Here is a 20,423-nt window from a genome sequence, read left to right as displayed (position 1 = left end):
CCGTTCGCGGTGGCGGGGATCCGTGCTGTCCGGGGAGGGTCAGTGCGCCGTGTAGAGGTCCTCGATCTGCCGGGCGTACTTCGCGTCGATCGGCTTGCGCCGCAACTTCATCGTGGGAGTCAACTCATCGCCCCCCGGCTCCCAGACGTCGGGCAGCAGGGCCCATTTCTTGACCTGTTCGACGTGCGACAGATGGGTGTTGGCGGCCTCGACGGCGCGCGCGATCTCGGCGCGCACCTCCGGGTCCTCGGCGAGCGCGCTCGGCGAGTCGTCGGTGCCCCCGGTGCGGATCGCGAACGCCGCCGCCATCTCGGGGTCGAGGGTGAGCAGCGCGGTCACATACGGCCGTTCGTTGCCGATGGCGACTGCTCCGGCGATCAGAGGGCTCGCCGCGTGCAGTGCGTCCTCGATCGCCGCGGGTGACACGTTCTTCCCTCCGGTGGTGACGAGCAGCTCCTTCTTCCGGTCGACGATCGTGACGTAACCGTCGGCGTCGATGGTTGCGATGTCGCCGGTGTGCAGCCAGCCGTCGGCATCGAGGGCCTCGGCGGTCTTCTCCGGTTCGCCGCGGTACCCGCGCATCACGGTCGGCCCGGACACCAGGAGCTCGCCGTCGTCGGCCAGTTTCAGGGTCACGCCCGTCACCGCCTCGCCCACGGTCCCGATCCTGATCGAGCCGGGCCGGTTCGCGGCCCCCATCGCCGTGGTTTCCGACATCCCCCACAGCTCGTAGCACGGAATGCCGAGTCCGAGAATGAATGTCAGGACATCGGGCGAGATCGGCGCGGCCCCGGAGACGGCGAATCGCGCCTCGTCCATGCCGAGCCTTCGCCGGATCGGGGCGAGTACCAGCCGATCTGCGGCCGCGTGCTGCAGCTCCAATCGGTGGGGGATCGGGGTGCCTGCGGACCGCATGCGGGCGGTGCGCCTGCCGACGTCCAACGCCCACGTTGCCAGTCGCCGCCTGGCCGAGCTGGGCTCGGCGTCGAGCGCGGCCTCGACTCCGGCCTTGACCTTGTACCAGACCTGCGGGACCCCGAAGAAGATCGTGGGGCGCACCTTCGGCAGCGTCGTCACGATCTGTTTCGGATCGGCAAGGGTGGTCACCTCCTCCGCGAAGAAGATCGGGAGGTAGTGGGCCGCTCCGCGATTGCCGATGTGGGCGTCGGGCAGGTAGGACAGCACCCGGTCGTCCGAGGTCACATAGGCCACATCGGCGATCGCGTCGCGGAGCGCGACGGCATTCGCGTGGGTGAGCTCCACGCCCTTCGGTGGCCCGGTGGTGCCGGAGGTGTAGATGATGGTGATCAGGTCGTCGGGGCGGACCGCGCGCCAGCTGGCCTCGAAGTCGAAGTCCGGGTCGGGGTTCGCCTCGAGCTCCGAGAGTCCGACAGTGCCGTCGGGGGCGTCGTCGACGCAGACGATGTGCTCGACCGCGGTTCCCGGCACGGCCTCGCGGAGCACCGGCAGGAACTGTCTTTCGCACACCATGACCCGGTTGCCCGCGTTGGTGAGCACGTAGGTCAGCTGCTCGGCGGCGAGGGTGTTGTAGACCGAGAAGGGGGTGCCGCCCGCGTGCAGAGTGGCGGTGTCGACCAGGTGGAACTCGGGTCGGTTGGTCATCATCAGGCCAACCGTGTCGCCGTGGCGGACACCCAGCTTCGCGAGGCCGGCGGCGATGGCGCGGACTCTCTCGGAGTACTGGTGCCAGGTGATCGCCACCTCGTCGTCGGGCGTGCGCAGTGCCACCTTGTCGGGGTGCCGGGCGGCCGTGTCCTGGAACGCCGCGCAGAGGGTGTCGAGGCTCATGGTGGATCCTCCTTAGATCGCGCGCCGGCGAACCCGGACGGACTTGTGACCCACGTCACCTCTCAGGATAACGCTGCGCGGTCTGCTGTTCCGGGTTGTTGGCCGGTGCCGGGAAACGGGGCACACTGGGTGACATGGATCACAGGATGTCGGACGACGAACTGCGCAGGGCGATCCGGATGTTGCGGGATCGCGCCGACTACGCCCGCGGTCACGACGACCCGGCCACGGCCGAGGAACTCGAACGGACGATCCGCGGCTACCAGGAGGAGATGGCGACCCGGTCTTGAGAGCGCTGCGGCGAGCGGCGGCCTCGGCCGCTCGTATCGTGCTGCTCGTAGCGCCGTCCACGTAGAATCCGCCCCACTCGGATCGTCCGGACGGCAGGGGGCAGCGTGAAGGATCTCGGCGGCAAGAAGTGCCTCATCACCGGGGCGGGCAGCGGCATCGGTCGTGCGACGGCGCTGGCCTGTGCAGCCGAAGGCGCCCATCTGTTCCTCACCGACATCAACGAGTCCGGATTGTCCGAGACGGTTGCGCTGGTCACCGACCGAGGCGGCGTGGTGGCCGACTCGCGTGCGCTCGACGTGTCCGACTACGAGGCCGTCACCGAGTGGGCGAAGCAGGTCGACGCCGAGCACGGTGCCCTGGATGTCGTGATGAATGTTGCGGGCATCTCCGCCTGGGGCACCGTGGAGAATCTCGAACACCGGCACTGGAAGTCGATGGTCGACGTGAACCTGATGGGGCCGATCCACGTCATCGAGAACTTCGTCCCCCCGATGGTCCGAGCCGGTCGCGGCGGTCACCTCGTCAACGTCTCCTCGGCGGCGGGGCTGCTTGCGCTGCCGTGGCACGCCGCCTACAGCGCCAGCAAGTTCGGTCTGCGCGGGGTGTCGGAGGTGCTGCGTTTCGACCTGAAGCGGCACGGGATCGGGGTGTCCCTGGTCGTCCCCGGAGCGGTGCAGACACCGTTGGTCGGGACCGTCGAGATCGCGGGTGTGGACCGGGACGACCCGCGGGTGCGCAAGGCGGTGCACCGGTTCGAGAAGCGGGCGGCGTCGCCGGAGAAGGTCGCCCGGTGCATCGTGCGGGGGATCGAGAAAAACCGTTTCCTGGTGTACACGTCGGCTGACGTCCGCTTCGGCTACTGGTGGGCACGCAAGTTCGCCCCGCCGTACGAGTTCGTCATGCAGTTCGCCAACGACCAGTTCGGCAAATTCCTGCGTTAGCCTGCGGCGATCTTGAGCAGACCGAAAAGTCTGCTTGGCCGTGATCGGTCTGGGGTGGACGTCCGACCAACTTTGTCGAATCCACCGTCGCCGGTGATCGAACCGTGATCTACTGCTCCCCGATTTCGGAGCATTTCGTCCATTCACGCGGTGGACGTCGGGCTCCGTTTGCCACAGTCGGGGGCTCATCTGGGTCGCCCACCGGTTCGGAAGGAATGACATGTCGGGGATGTCTGGACGCCGTGCGATCGCGACAGCGAGCGCGCTGGCCGTGGCCGCCGGATTCGCGGTGACGATGGGAGCGGGAGCGGCGGGAGCCGACCCCGCCACCGTGACGTGGTCGGACGGCGCGGTGAGCTTCGGTCGCACCGTGAGCAACGCGACGCCGGGTGAGGGCGAGGTGGTCACCGCGACCACGACGATCACCGGCGCCGGGAACACCGTCAACTGGGTCGAGGACGTCCGGCCGACCTGCCTGAACTACAAGAACGACTCGGCCAAGGTCAACGGACTTCCGGTTGCGGTGTCGAGCCTCGGCGCCGGCACCGTCAGGGTCTCCGGCTCGTGGGACGCCACCACCGCGCAGACCTTCGAGTTCCAGTACACCGTCGGTGAGAACTGCACCCGCGAGGTCGCCCAGAACACCGGCGTCGCCTACGGCGGCACCACGGCATCCGGCGAATACCGCAACCAGGGCCCGGCATACACGGTCACGAAGAACGTCACCACCACCGAACTGAAGCCGGTCGGCGCACTGAAGGGCGGCGTGAAGTCGACGCTGACCGCGAACGTTCTCGGCGGCCGCAACGGCGACCTGGTCAAGTTCTACAAGGGTACCGACGAGGTCGGGACCGGCACGCTCAACGGCGGCGTCGCGACCTTCGACTGGACGCCGTCCAACACCGACGCGGGCACTTTCGACATCACCGCGAAGTTCCTGGCCACCGGCTACGCGCTCGAGTCGGTCTCGCCGGCGCAGTCCATCGCCATCGAGGCGGGCGACCAGAGCACCCAGACCACGTTGATCATCCCGACCACGTCGCTGATCAACACCGATGTGGCACTCCAGGCGCAGGTCTCGCCCTTCCCGGGCGCGGGCACGGTCACGTTCAAGAACGGCATGACGGTGCTCGGCACCGCCGACGTCGGTGCCGACGGCACTGCCGGCATCGTGCAGAACTTCAACGTCACCGGTGCCAAGTCCATCGTCGCGGTGTTCTCCGGCGCCCCCGGATTCACCGGTTCGACCTCGGCGGCGCAGACCATCACCGTCACCGCCCCTGGCGCCACCGATGTCGCGACGACTCTCACCCTGAACATCCCGGCGCAGGCGCAGAAGGGTCACTACCTCTTCCTGCGCTCGAGCGTCACGCCGAAGCCCACCGCGGGGACCGTGCAGTACTTCAGCGGTACCGAGCCGCTCGGCAACCCGGCGAACCTGTCCGACGGGCAAGCGCAGCAGAGCTACATGTTCAGCCAGAGCGGGACGTACGACATCCGAGCCGTCTACAGCGGTGCCCCCGGCTACCTCAGTTCCGAGAGCACGACGACGATCACCGTCACCGACGAGCCGGTGCCCAGCACCGGCGGCGGCAGCCTGGACCTGAACAGTCTCTTCGCTTCGTAGCGCATCATCGACCGCACACCCCCGCCCCGCCCCGGAACCTCCGGGGCGGGGCGGGAGTGCGTTCAGGCGGCTGCGGTCGTGGGACGGGCGCCGAGTGTCAGCGCCCCGCTGTGCATCTCGTACACATCGTCGACCAGGTCCAGCTGTCCGAGGTCGTGGGTGACCATCACGACCGCGACGCCCCGCTCGCGGGCAAGGGATGCCAGCAATCCGACGATCTCCCGGCTCCTGGCCTCGTCCAACGCGGAGGTCGGCTCGTCGACGAGCAGTACGGACGGGTCGTTCATCAGACTGCGGGCGATCGCCACTCGCTGCCGCTGGCCGCCCGAGAGCTGGTGCGGCCGCTTGTCGAGGTGCCCGCCGAGCCCGAGGGTGGTCAGCAGGTCCCGGGCACGGTCCCGCTCGCGCCGGACCCGGCCTCCGCTCAGGTGGGTCATCATCAGCAGCTGCTCCGTCGCGGTCAGCGAGGCGAGCAGATTGGACTGCTGGAACACGAACCCGAGTCGTTCGCGGCGCACCGTCGTGCGTTCGGACCGGCCGAGCCCGGTGACGTCGACGCCGTCGATGCTGACGGTGCCCGAGTCGGGGGTGATCAACAGCCCGGCAACTGCGAGCAGGCTCGACTTGCCGGACCCCGACGGGCCGGTCACTGCGACCAGTTGTCCGCGGTCGACCGCGAAGGAGACGTCGTCGAGGGCGCGCAGTCTGGTCTCCCCGTCGGGGTAGGTCAGGACGGTGTTGCTGAGCGAGATGCTCATCGAGGGTTCCTTCCTTCGAGTGTGTCAGCGGGCCGCGCCGAGCGCGGTGAGGGGGTCGACCGAGACGATGCGGACCAGGGCTGCGGTGGCGCCGAGGGTGCCCAGAGCGATCAGGGCGAGGAATGGCAGCAGGGTACCGGTGACCGTCAGCGTGAACGGGACTGCCTGGGCGGCAAGGGTTCCCAATCCGACGGCGGCGGCGGTACCGAGTCCGGCGCCGAGGACCAGCACCACCAGGCCCTGCCCCAGCGCGTCGCGCAGGAGGTAACCGGTCGAGGCGCCGACGGCCTTGAGAACCGCGATGTCCTGAGCGCGCTGGATGGTCCAGATCGTGAAGAAGGCACCGACAACGAGGGCGCTGACGGCCAGCAGCATGGTCTGCATCAACAGCAGCGACCCGTGCTCCGAGCTGTAGCCGCCGATCGCGTCGAACGCACCGTCCACGTCGGTGATCACGGTTCCGGTGGCCGCTGCGGTGGCCGCGGCGTCGAACCCGCCGGAGGTCCGCAGCGCGAGGACGGTGCCCTCGCTGCCACCGGCGGTCGGCAGCGCCAGCCAGTCGTCGCGGTCGAACCAGGCCACGGGCTGGTGGCTGTAGTAGGAGTCGTCGACCAGTGCCGTGACGGTGAAGGGGCGCCCGCCCGCCTCGACGCGCTGCCCGACCGACCAGCCGTTGTCGTCGGCGAACGCCCGGTCGACCGCGATCGTGCCCGCGGTGAGCGGAACGGGTGCGGCGAACGAGGACCCGTCGACACCGAACGCGCTGGCGCTGACATCGCGGCCGTCGACCGTCATGCGGGTCGGGGCGATACCGACGATCGCGGCGTCGTCGACGCCGGGACGTGCAGCTGCGGCGTCGCGCTCAGCCGCGGTCACCCGGGAATCGGAGAACGACAGTGGCTGCCCCTCGGCGGGCTCCCCGAAAGCGAAGTGGTCCGCGCCCATGTTCTGCACCGCGGCGATGGACTGGTTGCCCAGGCCCGCGGTCAGTCCCGACAGCATCACCACCATCAGCGAGATGAGGAACAGAACCGCGCTCATCAAGGCGAAGCGGCCCTTGGCGAACCTGAGGTCACGAATACTGAGGAACATGGCTTCCAGCGTCGTCGCCGAGGGCGGGTGCCGGCATCGCGCAACGGTTGAGTTTCGTGCTCAATCGAAAGTTGGAATCCGGCGGCTCCTGCCGCCCAGCGGCCCGGGGCGGTGTTAGCGTGGACGAAATGCAACTCCCTGTGCCTCGTGATCGGGGCTCGGCCTCGGTGCTCCACGAGCGCGGCCCGGCATCGGTGCTGCGCGTCATGGCGCTCGGCGCGCACGCACTGTTCGTGCTGCTGCTGGCCGTCGGGGTCGCTCGCGCTGTCGTCGACGACCCGAATCCCGTTCCGGCAGTTGCCCTCGCCGTCCTGGTACTCCTCTGGTATGTGACGGGTGTCTGGTTCGCCCGCAGGTCCGCGGCCACCGGCCGGGGCGGGTACGGGGCAGTGTGGCTCGCGATCCTCGTTGCAGGATGGCTGGGGCTGGCCGTGCTGAATCCGGACTTCGCGTGGGTGGCGTTCCCGCTGTTCTTCCTGTGTTTTCACCTGTTGTCGACGGTCGCGGCACTGACTGCGACGGTGGTGATCACCGCGATGGCGATCACGACGATCCTGTGGCACGGCACCGCCAACACGGTCGCATCGATCCTGGGGCCGATCTTCGGTGCCGGCGCGGCCGCAGGCATGGCGCTGGTGTACAAGCAGTTGGTCCGCGATGCCCAGCAGCGACACCGGTTGTACGACGAACTCACCCGCTCGCACAACGAATTGCTCAGCGCCCAGGACGAACTCGCGTCCGTTCAGCGTGAGGCCGGCGCGGTCGCCGAGCGGGCGCGACTTGCCCGCGACATCCACGACACTCTCGCGCAGGGGTTTTCGTCGATAGTCCTGCTCGCCCGCGCGGGTCAGCGTGGGCCGGACCCGGTCGCGGCACTCGAGCAGATCGCGGACACCGCGCAGGACAACCTGGTCGAGGCGCGACGGGTGGTCGGGGCGCTGACGCCGTCCGCGTTGGAGGACGCCTCGCTCGCGTCCGCGCTCGGTCGTCTGGTCGGACAACTGCGCGAGCACACCGGCATCGACGGTGAGTTCGTCGTCGACGGCGACCCGACGGTGCTGCCGATGGAGTACGACGTCGCACTGCTGCGCGTCGCACAGAGTGCGCTGTCGAACGTGCGACTGCATGCGCGGGCGCGGCACGTGCGGTTAACGCTGACGTACGCCCCCGACGAGGTGCGTCTCGACGTCGTCGACGACGGCGTCGGGTTCGACCCGGCCGCCGGGCCCGCTCCCGGCACGTTCGGCCTGCAGGCGATGCGGGACCGTCTCGACTCACTCGGTGGGTCGTTGGTGGTCGAGTCCGCCATCGGTGACGGGACGGCCTTGGCCGCAACGCTTCCGGTGCCGTCATGATGCCCGCGGTGGGTCGCGTCATGACGCCCGCGGTGGGTCGCGTCATGACACCGCGGTGGGCCGCGTCATGACACCGCGGTGGGCCGCGTCATGACACTGACGGTCGTGTTGGTGGACGATCATCCCGTCGTCCGGGCCGGACTGCGTGCACTGCTGGCCTCCCAGGACGGACTCGAGGTGGTCGGTGAGGCGGCCTCCGGCGAGGAAGCGCTGGCGGTGGTCCGGGCCCGGCGGCCCGACGTGGTGCTCATGGACCTGCGTCTCGGGGAAGGCGCAGACGGCGCGCAGGTCACCGAGGCGCTCCTCGCGGACCCCGACCCGCCCCGGGTGGTCGTGCTCACCACCTACGACACCGACGCCGACATCCTGCGCGCGGTGGAGGCGGGGGCGTCGGGGTATCTGCTCAAGGACAGCGACCCGCAGGTGCTGGTCGACGCGGTGCGCGCGGCGGCGCGAGGTGAGACGGTCCTCAACCCGGCTGTCGCACAACGTCTCTACCGCCGGATCAGCTCTCCCCGAGTGGAGTTGAGTGCGCGCGAGACGGAGATCGTCGGACTCGTCGCCCGGGGTCTGTCCAACCGCGCCATCGCCAAAGAACTGTTCGTCACCGAGGCGACCGTGAAATCACACCTCGTGCACGTGTTCTCGAAGCTGGGCGTGGACAGCCGCACCGCTGCGGTGGCGGTGGCACGCGAACGCGGCCTGATCGGCTGAGGGCCAACGCGGGCCCGCCGCGGCCGTGATTCGCGGCCCGCCGCGGCCGTAGTTAGCGGCCCGCCAGGGTGGGGACTACCGTTTAACCATGAGCGAGCACGAGTCTCCGAGGGTCGATTCCGAGGTGGGGCGGCTGCGTACCGTGCTGCTGCACAGGCCCGGCGACGAGCTCAAGCGGCTGACTCCGCGCAACAACGACCAACTGCTCTTCGACGGGCTGCCATGGGTCGATCGTGCCCAGGACGAACACGATGCGTTCGCCGACCTGCTGCGCTCGCGCGGGGTGGAGGTGCTGCTGCTCTCACAGGTGCTGACCGAGGCGCTCACGGTCAGCGGCGCGGCCCGCATCCAGGGCATCGCGGCCGCTGTCGATCCGCGTCGGCTCGGACACACCCTCGCCCAGGAGCTTTCGGCCTACCTGCGCACCGTCGACCCGGCCGCGCTCGCCACCGTCCTGACCGCCGGGATGACATTCGACGAGCTGCCCATCGGGCCGGGTGGCCCCTCGCTGGTGCGCCGGATGCACCACGGTGGGGACTTCGTCATCGAACCGCTGCCCAACCTGCTGTTCACCCGCGACTCGTCGTTCTGGATCGGGGACCGGGTGGCGATCACCTCGCTGGCGCTGCCCGCGCGGGTGCGCGAGGCGTCGCTGACCGACCTGATCTACGCCCACCATCCCCGGTTCCGCGGGGTGCGCCGTGCGTACGAGTCGCACACCGCGCCGGTGGAGGGCGGCGACGTGCTGCTGCTCGCGCCCGGGGTGATCGCCGTCGGGGTGGGGGAGCGGACCACCCCCGCCGGTGCGGAGGCGTTGGCGCGCAGCGTCTTCGAAGACGGTCTCGCACACACCGTGCTCGTCGTGCCGATCGAGCAGCGGCGCGCGTCGATGCACCTGGACACCGTGTGCACGATGGTCGATGTCGACGCCGTGGTGATGTACCCGGCGGCCGCGCACACCCTGTCCGCGTTCACGCTGCGCCACGAGGATGGTGGTGTGTCGATCCGCGGTGCCGAGCCGTTCATCGACGCGGCGGCCGCGGCGATGGGAATCGACAAGCTCCGCGTCATCGACACCGGCCTTGACCACGTCACCGCCGAACGCGAGCAGTGGGACGACGGGAACAACACCCTTGCGCTCGCACCGGGCGTCGTGGTCGCGTACGAACGCAACGTCGAGACCAACGCCCGGCTCGAGGCGTCCGGCATCGAGGTCCTGCGTATTGCCGGTTCCGAACTCGGTTCCGGTCGCGGTGGACCCCGCTGCATGTCCTGCCCGATCCTCCGGGACCCGGGCGCGTCCTAGCGCAGGTCACCCAATCCCCATTCCGGCTCATCCGAGAGGGATCAGGAGACACGCCCTAGAGGATCGTGGTGACCTTCTCGACGGGGCGGGCGAGGACCGTCCCGCGGTCGGTGACGACGAGGGGGCGTTCGATCAGGATCGGGTTCTCCACCATCGCGTCGAGCAGTTCGTCCTCACTCGCGTCGGCGAGCCCGAGTTCCTTGAAGACTGCCTCCTTCTTGCGGATGGCCTCGCTCGGGTGCAGGCCGGCGTCGTCGAGGAGCTTGCGCAGGCCGTCCCGCGACGGCGGGGTCTCGAGGTACTTGACGACGGTCGGGACGATGCCCGCCTCCTCGATCAGTGCCAGCACCTTGCGGGAGGTGCTGCAGCGCTGGTTGTGGTAGATCGTCGCCCTGCTTGCCGGAGAACTGGTTGCGGAAGTCGTTGCCATGAACCACATTGTGCCCGCTCGGCCGGAACGCCGGACGGAGGCGGCCTCGGTGCGGTTTCATGGCCCGATGGATACCGCGTACCTGCATTTCTGGATCGAGGCCCATGATCTGTTGACCCGGTACGCCCGTGCCGTCGACAGCAGGGACTGGGATCTCTACCGCACCGTGTTCGCCGCGGACGCACACATCGACTACAGCACGTCCGGTGGGCCGACGGGGGACCGCGAGACGGTCATCACCCAGCTGGAGCCGATGCTCGCGCTCTTCACCCGCACCCAGCACTACGTCACGAACGTCGACATCCGACGTTTCGACGCCGTCACCGGGACCGCGGAGGTCAGTGCGATGTTCTACAACCCGATGATCGTGACGCCCGGAAAGCAGTTCTTCTGCGGGGGCTGGTACCACCACGAGTTGGTCCGAACCCCGAACGGCTGGCGGAGTGTCCGGCTCGTAGAGGACGGGGCCTGGTTCGACCGGGCCGAGGACGCGTTCGCGCAGTGAGTTTCTTTGCGCACGTGCAGGCTCTCGGCGGGTTAGCCTCGCGACATGCGCATCGACATCGATCCGACTGCGGCGACGGCCCCGTTCGAACAGCTCAGGCTGCAGATTCTCGAACAGGTGCGTGACGGTCGGCTTATCGCAGGCACGAAGTTGCCGACCGTGCGGGCCCTGGCCGAGCAGTTGGGGCTGGCCGCCAACACGGTCGCCAAGGCGTACCGGGAACTCGAGTCGATGGGGGCGATCGAGACGAGGGGCAGGCTCGGGTCGTTCGTCGCGTCGATGGGCGACGCGTCGACCGGACTGGCCGAACGCGCGGCGACCGAGTACGTCGCGACGGTGCGCGGTCTCGGACTGTCCGACGACGTGGTTCGGGCACTGGTCGAAGCCGCGATTCGCGGGGCCTGAGGGGCCTACTCTCGAACCGTGGGGGTGTGCCCGCGGAGGTGGTGATGTTCTACCGCGCGATCGAGGTGCTCAGCGTCGTCGTGCACTTCGCATTCATCGGGTACCTGGTGTTCGGTGGCTTCCTGGCCTGGCGGTGGCCGCGGACGATCGTGCTGCACGTCGTCGCGGTCGTGTGGGGAGCGGGTTCGGTGCTGGTCGGCTACGAGTGTCCGCTGACGGCGGTCGAGAACTGGGCGCGGATCGCCGACGGCCGACCGCCGCTGCCCTCGTCGGGTTTCATCGCGCACTACATCACCGGTGTGCTCTATCCGGCCGACGCGGTGAACCTGGTGCGGCTCCTGGTCGTCGCGGTGGTTGCGCTCTCGTGGGCCGGATACCCGCGCCACGTCCGACGTCGGAACGCGCGGTCGGCGATAGTTGACGCTTCAACTTAGTCGTGCCACAGTTGGTGCGTTCCGTTCCCACCGTGGGAACCCGCGCCGTACCTCGCAAAGGACCACGACATGAAATCCAGCGCACTCCGCGACCTCGCCCTTCTCGTTGCCCGACTCGGGATCGGCGTGATCTTCGTCGCGCACGGCTGGCAGAAGTTCTTCACCTACGGCATCAGCGGTGTCCAGGCGTCGTTCGAGCAGATGGGTGCGCCCCTGCACAACCTGTCCGCGATCCTCGCGGCGACGATCGAGCTGGTGGGCGGCTTCGCACTCATTGCGGGCATCGCCACACCGATCGTCGGCATCCTGCTGTTTCTCGACATGCTCGGTGCGTTCTTCATCACGCATACCGGCAACGGCATCTTCGTCTCCGAAGGAGGCTACGAGCTGGTCCTCGCCCTCGGCGTCTCCTCGCTGCTGATCGCGGCGATCGGTGCCGGTCGGTTCAGCGTCGACGCCCTGATCGGCGGCGCACGGCAGGCGAAGGTGAAGGTCTAGCACGCACTCACCCGCGCGGGCGGTTCCGGCCCCGGCCGAACCCGCCCGCGCGTGACCGGGATCAGCGCCAGCTCGGCAGCCAGAGCTGCTGCTGCCACATCTCCGGGGTGATCGGCACGGCCGTCAGGATCGGCCACAGCCACACGAAGTTCGCCACCACCAGGCCCAGATACAGCGCGACGGCGAGCAGGCCTGTGCCGCGACGTTCGGCTGCGGCTCGGGCCGTGCCGATCACCTCGCCGCACACCAGCGCCAGGCCCATCACCAGGAACGGCGCCAGCGCGACCGCGTAGAAGTAGTACATCTGACGATCCATCGTCACGAACCACGGCAGCCAGCCGGCGGCGTAGCCGACGAGAACAGCCGCATACCGCCAGTCCCGTCCGGCCACGGTGCGCCACAGCGCCCACCCCAGCATCGGCAGCGCCAGCCACCACATCGCAGGCGTGCCGATCAGCATCACCGCCTTGACGCAGCTCGCAGCGCCGCAGCCGGACACGTGATCGCCCTCGGCGAAGTAGTAGAGCATCGGCCGCAGCCCCATGGGCCACGTCCACGGCTTCGACTCCCACGGATGGTGATTGCCCGCGGAGTTCGTCAGGTTCCCGTGAAACTCGAGCACGTTGGCGCTGTAGTACCAGAGCGAGCGCAGCGCGCCCGGCACGAACGAGAAGGATCCGCCGAACCCGATCTGGTCGCCGACCGCGTGCCGATTCACTCCGGTCTCCGATGCGAACCACGCCCAGTACGACGCCAGATACACCCCGATCGGCACCAGCACCAGCGCGTACAGCGACGGTCCGATGTCACGGAGGGCGGTGCCGACCCAGGGGCGCCGCACCCCGTGGTACCGCCGGGCGGCGACGTCGAAGGCCACGCACATCAGACCGAAGAACGCGATGAAGTACACGCCCGACCACTTGGTCCCGCAGGCCAGGCCGAGCAGGATGCCCGCACCGAACCGCCACCACCGCACACCGAGCCGCGGCCCGTACACCGAGTCCGCGATCCGGCCTTCGGCGAACACGGTCGCCATCCGGGCCCGCACCTGATCGCGGTCGACGATCAGGCAGCCGAACGCGGCCACCACGAACAGCGCCATGAAGATGTCGAGCATCCCGATCCGGGAGGAGACGAAGGTGACGCCGTCTGCGATCAGCAGGATTCCCGCGATCGCGCCGACCAGGGTGGACCGGGTCATCCGGCGGACGATCCGGATCACCAGCAGCACCATCACCGTGCCCGCGACCGCGGCCGCGAACCGCCAGCCCCACCCGTTGTATCCGAAGATCGCCTCACCGAGCGCGATCATCTGCTTGCCGACCGGCGGATGAACCACCAGGCCGTAGCCGGGGTTGTCCTCGAGCCCGCCTCCGGTCAGCACCTGCCAGCCCTGCGGCGCGTAGTGCTTCTCGTCGAACACGGGGGTGCCCGCATCGGTCGGGTAGCCGAGCATCGTGAACCGGGTGACGGCGGCGACGAAGGTCAGGAACAGGGTGACCACCCAGCCGCGCAGCCGGTCGGTCGGGCCGGGGTCCGACAGCGGTGCGGCGGGACCGGGGCTCACCAGGACGCGGCGGTCGACGCGGGGCGTCGCGCGCTCGTCGGTCAACTGGGTCACCGCACGATCGTAGGCTGTCGGGCATGAACGGTTGCCTGGTCCTCGCTGCGACACCGATGGGAGAGGTGCGCGACGCCTCGGAGCGACTGCGGGAGGCCCTCGCGACCGCCGACGTCGTTGCCGCGGAGGACACCCGGCGCACCCGGCACCTGGCGTCGGCGCTCGGGGTCACCATCACCGGAAAGGTGGTCAGCTTCTACGACCAGGTCGAGACCACGCGGCTGCCCGCCCTCGTCGAGGACGTCGCCGAGGGACGCACGGTCCTGTTGGTCACGGACGCCGGCATGCCGTCGGTGAGCGACCCCGGGTATCGGCTGGTCGCCGCGTGCGTCGCGCGGGACCTGCCGGTCACCTGCCTGCCCGGACCCTCCGCGGTGACGACGGCGTTGGCGCTGTCGGGGCTGCCGGTCGAGAGATTCTGCTTCGACGGCTTCCCGCCGCGGAAGCAGGGGCCGCGACGGGCCTGGCTGGAGACGTTGAAGGCCGAGGCGCGGGCGTGCGTCTTCTTCGAGGCTCCGCACCGTCTCGCGGACTGCCTCGCCGACGCGGTCGACGTACTGGGCGGCGAGCGCCGCGCCGCGGTGTGCCGGGAGCTGACGAAGACCTACGAGGAGGTTCGGCGGGGCACCCTGGCCGAACTCGCGCAGTGGGCGCGCGACGGCGCCCGCGGCGAGATCACCGTGGTTCTGGAGGGCGCGACTCCGGTGGCGGCGCGGCCCGAGGACCTCGTCGGTGAGGTGGAGCGGCTCGTCTCCGACGGGGCACGGCTCAAGGACGCGTGCGCGACGGTGGCGACCGCCGGCGTGTCCAAGCGCGAGGTGTACGAAGCGGTCCTGGCCGCGCGTAAGGAATGACGCCGCGGCCGCGGACGGTGGCGCCGCGGGCCGGGGCCCGGCGGTCAGTTCGGCATGCCTGCCAGAACGACGATCAAGGCGACCGAGGCCGCGATGACAAGCGCGGCGGCAAGGGTCGGCGGAATCATGGCGACGATCTTGACGGCGATTCGGCTCATGGTCGGCTCCTCGGGTTCCCGGTCGCATTCGCCTGAACGAATGTGCGCGCCCGGCGGGAACTACCCCTCGAAAATCGTCAGTCCCCGCCGGCGCCGCGTGTGGCGCAGGACCCCACCTGCACCGCCGACAACTGTGCCGGTCCAGCCGGACCCGACCAATCGGTGTGAAGCCGGAACCCGGTATTCTCCCTGTTCACAACGCGTGAGGAACTATTCCGCAGCGGATTTTCCGCACGTGGGAACGAGGAGTGGACGGACCGGATGGCGGATGAACCCAGCGCCAGGCTGCACTTTGCCGACCATTTGCGGCTGCTGTTCGCGACCGCCGGTGGGCCGCCCCTGAAGACCGTCGTATCGGAGGCGAGTGCCCTCGGCCGAGCCATCGGCGCGGACAAACTGGTGTCGATCCAGCGGCTGAGTGACTGGCGGTCCGGCAAGCGGGTGCCGGCGAGTTTCGACGCACTCCGGCCGGTCCTCGTCGTCCTCATTCGCACCGCGCAGTCCCTGCACGGCAACCAGCCACCCTCGCCCGGTCTGTACTCGCTCAAGCAATGGCACGCGTGGTGGCAGGCCGCCCGCGACGGCGGCACCGCGACGCGGGCCAGGTCCGAGTCGGAGAGGGCGGAGGCGTCCCCGCCGCTGGCAGGCGTGCGGCCGTACCGCGGACTCGAGCCGTACCGTGCGGAGGACGCCCGCCTGTTCTTCGGCCGGACCGCGAGCCTGCAGCGGTTGGTCGACGTCGTGACCGCAGCGCGGGGACGGGGCATGACGATCGTCACCGGTGCGTCCGGGGTCGGGAAGTCCTCCATCGTCCAGGCCGGTCTCGTACCGGAACTCCTCCGCGGCGGATCGCTCCGGTCCGAGACGGGAACCTCGACCGGGGCCGCGATCGTCCTCACCCCGGGACCGTCCCCCCTCGCAGCACTCGCCGCGGCCGTTCCCGAACTCGGGGAGCTGTCCGCCGATGCGGATCGAACGGCCGTCCGGCAGGCCGTGCGGGCCGCCGCGAACCGGCTCGGTACCTCGCAACTGGTGATCATCGTCGACCAGATCGAGGAACTGTTCACCCAGTGCGACGACGCCCGCGCGCGACACCGCTTCCTGACGATCCTCGACCAGGCCGCCACCACTCTCGACGCCGACGAGACCTCCGACGCGGCGCCGATGGTGATCGCGACGATGCGGTCGGATTTCTATGCGCAGGCGATCGCCCATCCGGTCCTCGCCGACGCTCTCGAGCGGCGCAGCCGTGCGGTGTCACCGCTGTCCCGTGCTGACATGGTCGAGGTCATCACCCGGCCGGCGCAGCTGATCGGTCTGAAGCTGGAGTCGGGTCTGGTCGACCTGATCCTGCACGACCTCGGTGTACTGACCTCCGACGACGGCGGCAGCACCGTGCTTCCGCTCCTCTCGCATCTCCTCGATTCGATGTGGGAACGCCGTCGCGGGGGCCAGCTGACGGTGTCCGCTTACCGCGCGACCGGCGGCGTCCGCGGGTCCGTCGCGGCGACCGCGGAGCGCACCTGGGAGGACCTCGACGAACGGGGACGGGTGCTGGCCCGCGCGATCATGGTGCATCTGGTGTACGTGACGCAGACGGGAACCGACGTCAAGATCCGCCGGACTCTGCCGCAGTTGCTGGCGTTCGCCGGGGACGATGCGGACGCGGCCCGCAAGGTGGTCGACCAGTTCATCGCGGCGCGTGTGCTGGTCGCGGACGCCGACAGCGTCGAGCTGATCCACGATGCGGTGATCGAGGCGTGGCCGCGGCTGAAGACCTGGATCCAGGAGGACGGGTCGTATTCGGCGGTCCGGCAGCAGATCGAGGAGGATGCGGTCCGCTGGGAGGAGTCGAACCGCGACAGCAGCCTGCTGTACCAGCGCGGACGCCTCGACATCGTGCGCGAGTACGACGCGCCGCGGATCGCCGCCGAGGGGTATCCGGGTGCCACGCGTGACCCGGGCCGGGTGGCGGCGACGCTGACCCCGTCGGCGACCGAGTTCCTGTCGACCTCGACGAGGCACGTGCGTCGCAACACGTGGGTCGCGCGAACTGTGATGGCCGCGCTGGTGTTGTCCACCGTCGTCGCGTTGGTTGCGGTGTCGATGGCGGTGTCGGCGAAGAACCGCGCCGAATCGGAGCGCAGCGCCGCCCAGTTCCGCCAGGTCGTGGCGCTGGCCGATTCGCTGCGCGCCACCGACCCGACGACCGCGGCGCGATTGTCGCTGGCAGCGTGGCAGATGCGTCCCGGCAGCGACGCCGCCTACTCGCGGCTGATCGCGACCGAGGCGACGCCGATCGGGCAGACTCTCGACGGTCATGCCGGGCCGGTCTACGGGGTCGCGATCTCCGCCGACGGCGCGATGATGGCCTCGGCCAGTGACGACCGCACGGTCCGGTTGTGGGACCTGAAGGACCCCGCCGGACCCAGCCCTGTCGGGGCGCCGCTGACCGGGTCGGCGAAGTACATGGCCTCGGTGTCGTTCGCTCCGACCGGAAAGGTTCTGGCCGCCGGTACCGGAGACGGCACGGTGTTCCTGTGGGACGTCTCCGACCCGGCTGCGCCGCGCCTGCTGCTCGATGGTGTGCGGGCGGGAACGAAGTCCGTCCACAACATCCGCTTCAGCCCGGACGGCCGCACCCTCGCCGTGCCGAACGACGACGGCACCGTGAGCCTGTTCGACACCTCGGCCGCGTTGGCGTCACCGCCGGCGCCGGGTCCGTTTCCGGTGACGACGCTGCAGGCGCACCCGGCGGGGGTGCGGACCATCTCGTTCCGCGCGGACTCCGCCGTGATGGCGACCTCCAGCGACGACCGCAGCATCCGGTTGTGGGACATGGCGAACCGGGCGGCGCCGGTGCAACTGCCGCCGGTGCACGCCGACTTCGGGGACGTGGTGCACTCGGTGTCCTTTGCGCCGGACGGACGGACCCTCGCTGCCAGCAGTGACGACGGCGTGATCCGGCTCTTCGACACCACGGATGTCCGCGCGGTCCGGGAGATCGGCACGCCGGTCCAGGCGCACACCGGCGCCATTTGGACGATCGCTTTCGCGGAGGACGGCGCCACGCTGGTCAGCGCGTCCTGGGATGGCACTGTCAAGCGATGGTCGGTCGCCGCGGGCCGCGGCACAATGCGTGAGCTGAAGCCGGCGATGACCGGCAACGGTGGCGGGGTCCCGGCGTTGGCGTTGTCGCCGGACGGCGCGACCGTCGTCACCGGCGGTCAGGACTCGAACCTGCGGGTGTGGACGTTGCCGAGGTCCGCGCTGTCGGTGTCGGAGTCGGCGCTGACGTTGCCGTCGATCAGCCACGACGGATCGCTGATGGCCACCGGCGGCTATGACTCGGTGATCAGGTTGTGGGGTGTCGGCAGGGACGGGCGCGCCCGCATGGTGGGCTCGGTGCCCCTGCCCCGGCCGTTCGGCGGGGCGCACATGGTGGCCTTGTCGCCGGACGGAACACTGATGGCGACTGCCGCCACGACCGGTGGACAGGTGCAGATCTGGGATGTCCGCGACCCGGTGCGGCCGCAACCGTTGGGCGAGCCGATCGCGACGCAAACCCGATACACCTGGGAGTTGGCGTTCAGTCCGGACAACCGGACGCTGGCCACGGGCGACGACGACACCAGCGTGAGGTTGTGGAACCTCGCCGATCCGGCGCACCCGGTGCCGTGGGGGGAGCGTCTCGACGGTCCGAGCAACCTGGTGCGGACCGTCGTGTTCAGCCCCGACGGTGCGTCGCTGGTGGCCGTCGATGCCGACGGCGGCGTGTTCGCGTGGACGGTCACGGATCCGGCCCGGCCGGAGCAACGCGACGTCGAGGACGGCGGTGGCGGTGCCGGGATCAACGGGGTGTCGTTCAACCCGGAGGGCACGGTGATGGCGACCGGGACCGACGACCAGACGCTGGTGCTGTGGGACCGTGCCGCGGACGGGTCGATGACGGTGCGGGAGCCGGAACTGCGCGGGCACAGCGGCACCGTCTACTCGGTGTCGTTCGACTCGGACGGCCGCCATGTCGTGTCAGGCAGCGACGACGGCACGGTCCGCCTGTGGGACGTGTCCGATCAGGCGCAGATGCGGGAGGTGGGCGGTCCGATCGCCACCGACGGGTCGGGACGCTGGCAGGTGGCGTTCCTGCCGGGCTCGGACACCGTGGTCGCCGCCGACGGGGACGGCGTGCTGCGGGCCTGGCGGCTGGACGTGGACTCGATCATCGAACGGATCTGCGCGGCGTCGTCCCCGCTGACCGGTCCGCAGGAGACCGACTTCGAACTGACCGGATCCGCGCGAGGGGAGTGTTAGGAGGACTGGCTCCTCGTGGGGAACCCGTTGTGCGCCGAGCGCAACGTCACGATGCTCGACGCCTTGTCCAGACACTCCTGCCACTCCGCGTCGGGGTCCGAGTCGATGGTGATGCCGCCGCCGACGCCGAGCGCTGCCTGACCGTGCGGGTCGAATTCGACCGTCCGGATGGCCACGTTCAGTTCGGTGCCCGCCAGCGGGGAGGCGAACCCGACGGTGCCGCAGTACACCCCGCGCGGATACGGCTCCCACGCGGAGAGCAGTTGCCGGGCACGGTGTTTCGGGCACCCGGTCACCGAGGCGGGCGGGAAGCTGGCGTCGAACAGATCGGCGGCGGAGGTTTCGGGCGGTACGGTTGCCGCGACTGTGGACACCAGGTGCCACACGCCCGGTGCCGGGTGGACGCCAAGCAGGTCGGTGACGGTCACCGTGCCCGGGATCGCCAGGTGGCCCAGGTCATTGCGGACCAGGTCGACGATCATGACGTTCTCGGCGACATCCTTCACCGAGGCGCGCAGCAGGTCCGGGTCGGCGCCGATCGGCAGCGTGCCCTTGATCGGGCTCGATGTCACGCGGTCGCCGTGGCGCGAGAGGTACAGCTCCGGCGACAGTGACGCCACCGCACCCCACCGTCCCTGCAGGAAGACGGCTCGAGCCGGGCGGGTCGCTTCCACCGCGTCGGCGAAGAAGTCGAGGGGGGCGCCGTCGATCCTTCCGGTGTATCGGGCGCACACGCATGCCTGGTACACCTCGCCGGCAGCGATCGCGTCGAGGCACTGCCTCACACCGGACTGATGCGCAGAGCGGTCGGGTGGCGTCCACTCGAGTCGCCAGGATCGCGGCGACACCTCCGGTCGGGTGACCGCCGCGAACCAGTCTGGGGGACAGGGGGTCTCGGTGAGTGACTCGTACCACCAGCAGTCGTCGGAGTCGAGGCGCAGGATGCTGTCGGTCCAGCCGCCCGCGGATTCCGGCAGCTCCGGCATCCGGCCGCTGTCGGGGAGGTCGGGGTAGCCGCGGTAACCGATCCACCCACCGCCGAGCAGTGGCCCGGCCACTCCGCCGTCGGTGGGGTGCCCGGGGGCCGGGCGCCCCGTCACGGCGAATGCCTCTCGGGGAGCCACCGAACGGGTGGCCACGCTGGGGGCGAGGATCGCCCTGGCCCCGAACCAGTCGCCGATCAGTGCGGCCGGAGCCGGGGTGTCACCGACGGCGGCGAGGTGCGCGAGTGCTCGCAACACCGCTGCCGGGGTGCCGCCCGTGCCCAACCGTTCGATCCGCATTCGGAAAGGGTGTCACGAGCGCACCCGGGTC

At 69.7% G+C, this 20,423-nt stretch carries 18 protein-coding genes; 12 read left to right on the top strand and 6 right to left on the bottom strand.

Translation table 11 applies throughout. The features are described 5' to 3' along the window. Positions 1-39: 39 nt before the first annotated feature. Complete coding sequence (locus ACWDUM_RS03240) at positions 40-1,809, bottom strand: AMP-dependent synthetase/ligase (protein ID WP_450113250.1); 1,770 nt, start codon at positions 1,807-1,809, stop codon at positions 40-42. 134 nt (positions 1,810-1,943) lie between these two features. Here ACWDUM_RS03240 and ACWDUM_RS03235 point away from each other — a divergent pair, with 134 nt between their 5' ends. From ACWDUM_RS03235 to ACWDUM_RS03225, 3 genes are all read left to right on the top strand, one after another. Continuing rightward, positions 1,944-2,099 (top strand): hypothetical protein, encoded by a 156-nt coding sequence (locus ACWDUM_RS03235; RefSeq protein WP_450113249.1) that lies wholly within the window; start codon positions 1,944-1,946, stop codon positions 2,097-2,099. Positions 2,100-2,204: 105 nt separating this feature from the next. Next, positions 2,205-3,041, top strand: coding sequence for an SDR family oxidoreductase (locus tag ACWDUM_RS03230; protein ID WP_450113248.1), 837 nt, complete (start codon positions 2,205-2,207; stop codon positions 3,039-3,041). 229 nt (positions 3,042-3,270) lie between these two features. Beyond that, positions 3,271-4,668, top strand: a complete 1,398-nt coding sequence (locus ACWDUM_RS03225) for an Ig-like domain-containing protein (RefSeq protein ID WP_450132866.1) — start codon at positions 3,271-3,273, stop codon at positions 4,666-4,668. 62 nt (positions 4,669-4,730) lie between these two features. Here the strand turns inward: ACWDUM_RS03225 and ACWDUM_RS03220 are convergent, their stop codons facing one another. After that, positions 4,731-5,426, bottom strand: coding sequence for an ABC transporter ATP-binding protein (locus ACWDUM_RS03220; protein ID WP_450132865.1), 696 nt, complete (start codon positions 5,424-5,426; stop codon positions 4,731-4,733). Positions 5,427-5,450: 24 nt separating this feature from the next. Continuing rightward, the gene (locus tag ACWDUM_RS03215; protein WP_450113245.1) at positions 5,451-6,518 is read right to left on the bottom strand and encodes an ABC transporter permease; all 1,068 of its coding nucleotides are present in this window, start codon (positions 6,516-6,518) and stop codon (positions 5,451-5,453) included. Between the two features lie 128 nt (positions 6,519-6,646). Here ACWDUM_RS03215 and ACWDUM_RS03210 point away from each other — a divergent pair, with 128 nt between their 5' ends. The 3 genes from ACWDUM_RS03210 to ACWDUM_RS03200 all read left to right on the top strand — a co-directional run bounded on the left by ACWDUM_RS03210 (position 6,647) and on the right by ACWDUM_RS03200 (position 9,893). Then, positions 6,647-7,873 carry a sensor histidine kinase gene (locus tag ACWDUM_RS03210; protein ID WP_450132864.1) on the top strand — a complete coding sequence of 409 codons (1,227 nt, stop codon included), beginning with the start codon at positions 6,647-6,649 and terminating at the stop codon, positions 7,871-7,873. A gap of 90 nt (positions 7,874-7,963) precedes the next feature. Then, positions 7,964-8,587: a response regulator gene (locus ACWDUM_RS03205; RefSeq protein ID WP_450113243.1), complete on the top strand. Its 624-nt coding sequence runs from the start codon at positions 7,964-7,966 to the stop codon at positions 8,585-8,587. A gap of 88 nt (positions 8,588-8,675) precedes the next feature. Continuing rightward, positions 8,676-9,893, top strand: coding sequence for an arginine deiminase (locus tag ACWDUM_RS03200; protein ID WP_450113242.1), 1,218 nt, complete (start codon positions 8,676-8,678; stop codon positions 9,891-9,893). A 55-nt stretch (positions 9,894-9,948) separates the two neighbouring features. Here ACWDUM_RS03200 and arsC read toward each other — a convergent pair whose 3' ends face one another. Then, on the bottom strand, positions 9,949-10,323 hold the full coding sequence (gene arsC, locus ACWDUM_RS03195; RefSeq protein WP_450113241.1) for an arsenate reductase (glutaredoxin): 375 nt from the start codon (positions 10,321-10,323) through the stop codon (positions 9,949-9,951). 67 nt (positions 10,324-10,390) lie between these two features. Between arsC and ACWDUM_RS03190 the strand changes: the two genes are divergently transcribed. The 4 genes from ACWDUM_RS03190 (at position 10,391) to ACWDUM_RS03175 (ending at position 12,165) form a co-directional block, all read left to right on the top strand. Further along, entirely contained in the window at positions 10,391-10,828 is a 438-nt protein-coding gene (locus ACWDUM_RS03190) for a nuclear transport factor 2 family protein (RefSeq protein ID WP_450113240.1), read from the top strand. Positions 10,829-10,873: 45 nt separating this feature from the next. Beyond that, positions 10,874-11,233 (top strand): GntR family transcriptional regulator, encoded by a 360-nt coding sequence (locus ACWDUM_RS03185; RefSeq protein ID WP_450113239.1) that lies wholly within the window; start codon positions 10,874-10,876, stop codon positions 11,231-11,233. 44 nt (positions 11,234-11,277) lie between these two features. Further along, the gene (locus ACWDUM_RS03180; protein WP_450113382.1) at positions 11,278-11,667 is read left to right on the top strand and encodes a DUF2784 domain-containing protein; all 390 of its coding nucleotides are present in this window, start codon (positions 11,278-11,280) and stop codon (positions 11,665-11,667) included. Between the two features lie 69 nt (positions 11,668-11,736). Beyond that, a complete protein-coding gene (locus tag ACWDUM_RS03175; protein ID WP_450132863.1) occupies positions 11,737-12,165 on the top strand; it encodes a DoxX family protein in 429 nt (142 codons plus the stop codon). Between the two features lie 61 nt (positions 12,166-12,226). Here ACWDUM_RS03175 and ACWDUM_RS03170 read toward each other — a convergent pair whose 3' ends face one another. Next, positions 12,227-13,786 (bottom strand): dolichyl-phosphate-mannose--protein mannosyltransferase, encoded by a 1,560-nt coding sequence (locus tag ACWDUM_RS03170; RefSeq protein ID WP_450132862.1) that lies wholly within the window; start codon positions 13,784-13,786, stop codon positions 12,227-12,229. Positions 13,787-13,809: 23 nt separating this feature from the next. On the opposite strand from ACWDUM_RS03170, the gene rsmI reads away from it, so the two are divergent. Then, positions 13,810-14,640, top strand: coding sequence for a 16S rRNA (cytidine(1402)-2'-O)-methyltransferase (rsmI, locus tag ACWDUM_RS03165; RefSeq protein WP_450113236.1), 831 nt, complete (start codon positions 13,810-13,812; stop codon positions 14,638-14,640). A gap of 419 nt (positions 14,641-15,059) precedes the next feature. Beyond that, on the top strand, positions 15,060-19,109 hold the full coding sequence (locus ACWDUM_RS03160) for an nSTAND1 domain-containing NTPase (RefSeq protein WP_450132861.1): 4,050 nt from the start codon (positions 15,060-15,062) through the stop codon (positions 19,107-19,109). On the opposite strand, the gene ACWDUM_RS03155 is transcribed toward ACWDUM_RS03160, so the two are convergent. Beyond that, complete coding sequence (locus tag ACWDUM_RS03155; RefSeq protein ID WP_450132860.1) at positions 19,106-20,392, bottom strand: aminodeoxychorismate synthase component I; 1,287 nt, start codon at positions 20,390-20,392, stop codon at positions 19,106-19,108. The genes ACWDUM_RS03160 and ACWDUM_RS03155 overlap by 4 nt on opposite strands. Positions 20,393-20,423: the final 31 nt, after the last annotated feature.

This window comes from Rhodococcus sp. NPDC003322 (genome assembly GCF_053589555.1).
Note: the sequence above shows the minus strand (reverse complement) of the source record. Positions and strands in the feature narration are given on the sequence as shown.

Excerpts from the sequence above, each read along its gene's own strand:
- ACWDUM_RS03190 (WP_450113240.1), top strand. The coding sequence starts at position 10,391 with ATGGATACCGCGTACCTGCATTTCTGGATCGAGGCCCATGATCTGTTG.
- arsC (WP_450113241.1), bottom strand. The coding sequence starts at position 10,323 with ATGGCAACGACTTCCGCAACCAGTTCTCCGGCAAGCAGGGCGACGATC.
- ACWDUM_RS03200 (WP_450113242.1), top strand. The coding sequence starts at position 8,676 with ATGAGCGAGCACGAGTCTCCGAGGGTCGATTCCGAGGTGGGGCGGCTG.
- ACWDUM_RS03185 (WP_450113239.1), top strand. The coding sequence starts at position 10,874 with ATGCGCATCGACATCGATCCGACTGCGGCGACGGCCCCGTTCGAACAG.
- ACWDUM_RS03155 (WP_450132860.1), bottom strand. The coding sequence starts at position 20,392 with ATGCGGATCGAACGGTTGGGCACGGGCGGCACCCCGGCAGCGGTGTTG.
- ACWDUM_RS03180 (WP_450113382.1), top strand. The coding sequence starts at position 11,278 with ATGTTCTACCGCGCGATCGAGGTGCTCAGCGTCGTCGTGCACTTCGCA.
- ACWDUM_RS03240 (WP_450113250.1), bottom strand. The coding sequence starts at position 1,809 with ATGAGCCTCGACACCCTCTGCGCGGCGTTCCAGGACACGGCCGCCCGG.
- rsmI (WP_450113236.1), top strand. The coding sequence starts at position 13,810 with ATGAACGGTTGCCTGGTCCTCGCTGCGACACCGATGGGAGAGGTGCGC.
- ACWDUM_RS03210 (WP_450132864.1), top strand. The coding sequence starts at position 6,647 with ATGCAACTCCCTGTGCCTCGTGATCGGGGCTCGGCCTCGGTGCTCCAC.
- ACWDUM_RS03235 (WP_450113249.1), top strand. The coding sequence starts at position 1,944 with ATGGATCACAGGATGTCGGACGACGAACTGCGCAGGGCGATCCGGATG.
- ACWDUM_RS03220 (WP_450132865.1), bottom strand. The coding sequence starts at position 5,426 with ATGAGCATCTCGCTCAGCAACACCGTCCTGACCTACCCCGACGGGGAG.
- ACWDUM_RS03175 (WP_450132863.1), top strand. The coding sequence starts at position 11,737 with ATGAAATCCAGCGCACTCCGCGACCTCGCCCTTCTCGTTGCCCGACTC.
- ACWDUM_RS03215 (WP_450113245.1), bottom strand. The coding sequence starts at position 6,518 with ATGTTCCTCAGTATTCGTGACCTCAGGTTCGCCAAGGGCCGCTTCGCC.
- ACWDUM_RS03225 (WP_450132866.1), top strand. The coding sequence starts at position 3,271 with ATGTCTGGACGCCGTGCGATCGCGACAGCGAGCGCGCTGGCCGTGGCC.
- ACWDUM_RS03160 (WP_450132861.1), top strand. The coding sequence starts at position 15,060 with ATGGCGGATGAACCCAGCGCCAGGCTGCACTTTGCCGACCATTTGCGG.
- ACWDUM_RS03205 (WP_450113243.1), top strand. The coding sequence starts at position 7,964 with ATGACACTGACGGTCGTGTTGGTGGACGATCATCCCGTCGTCCGGGCC.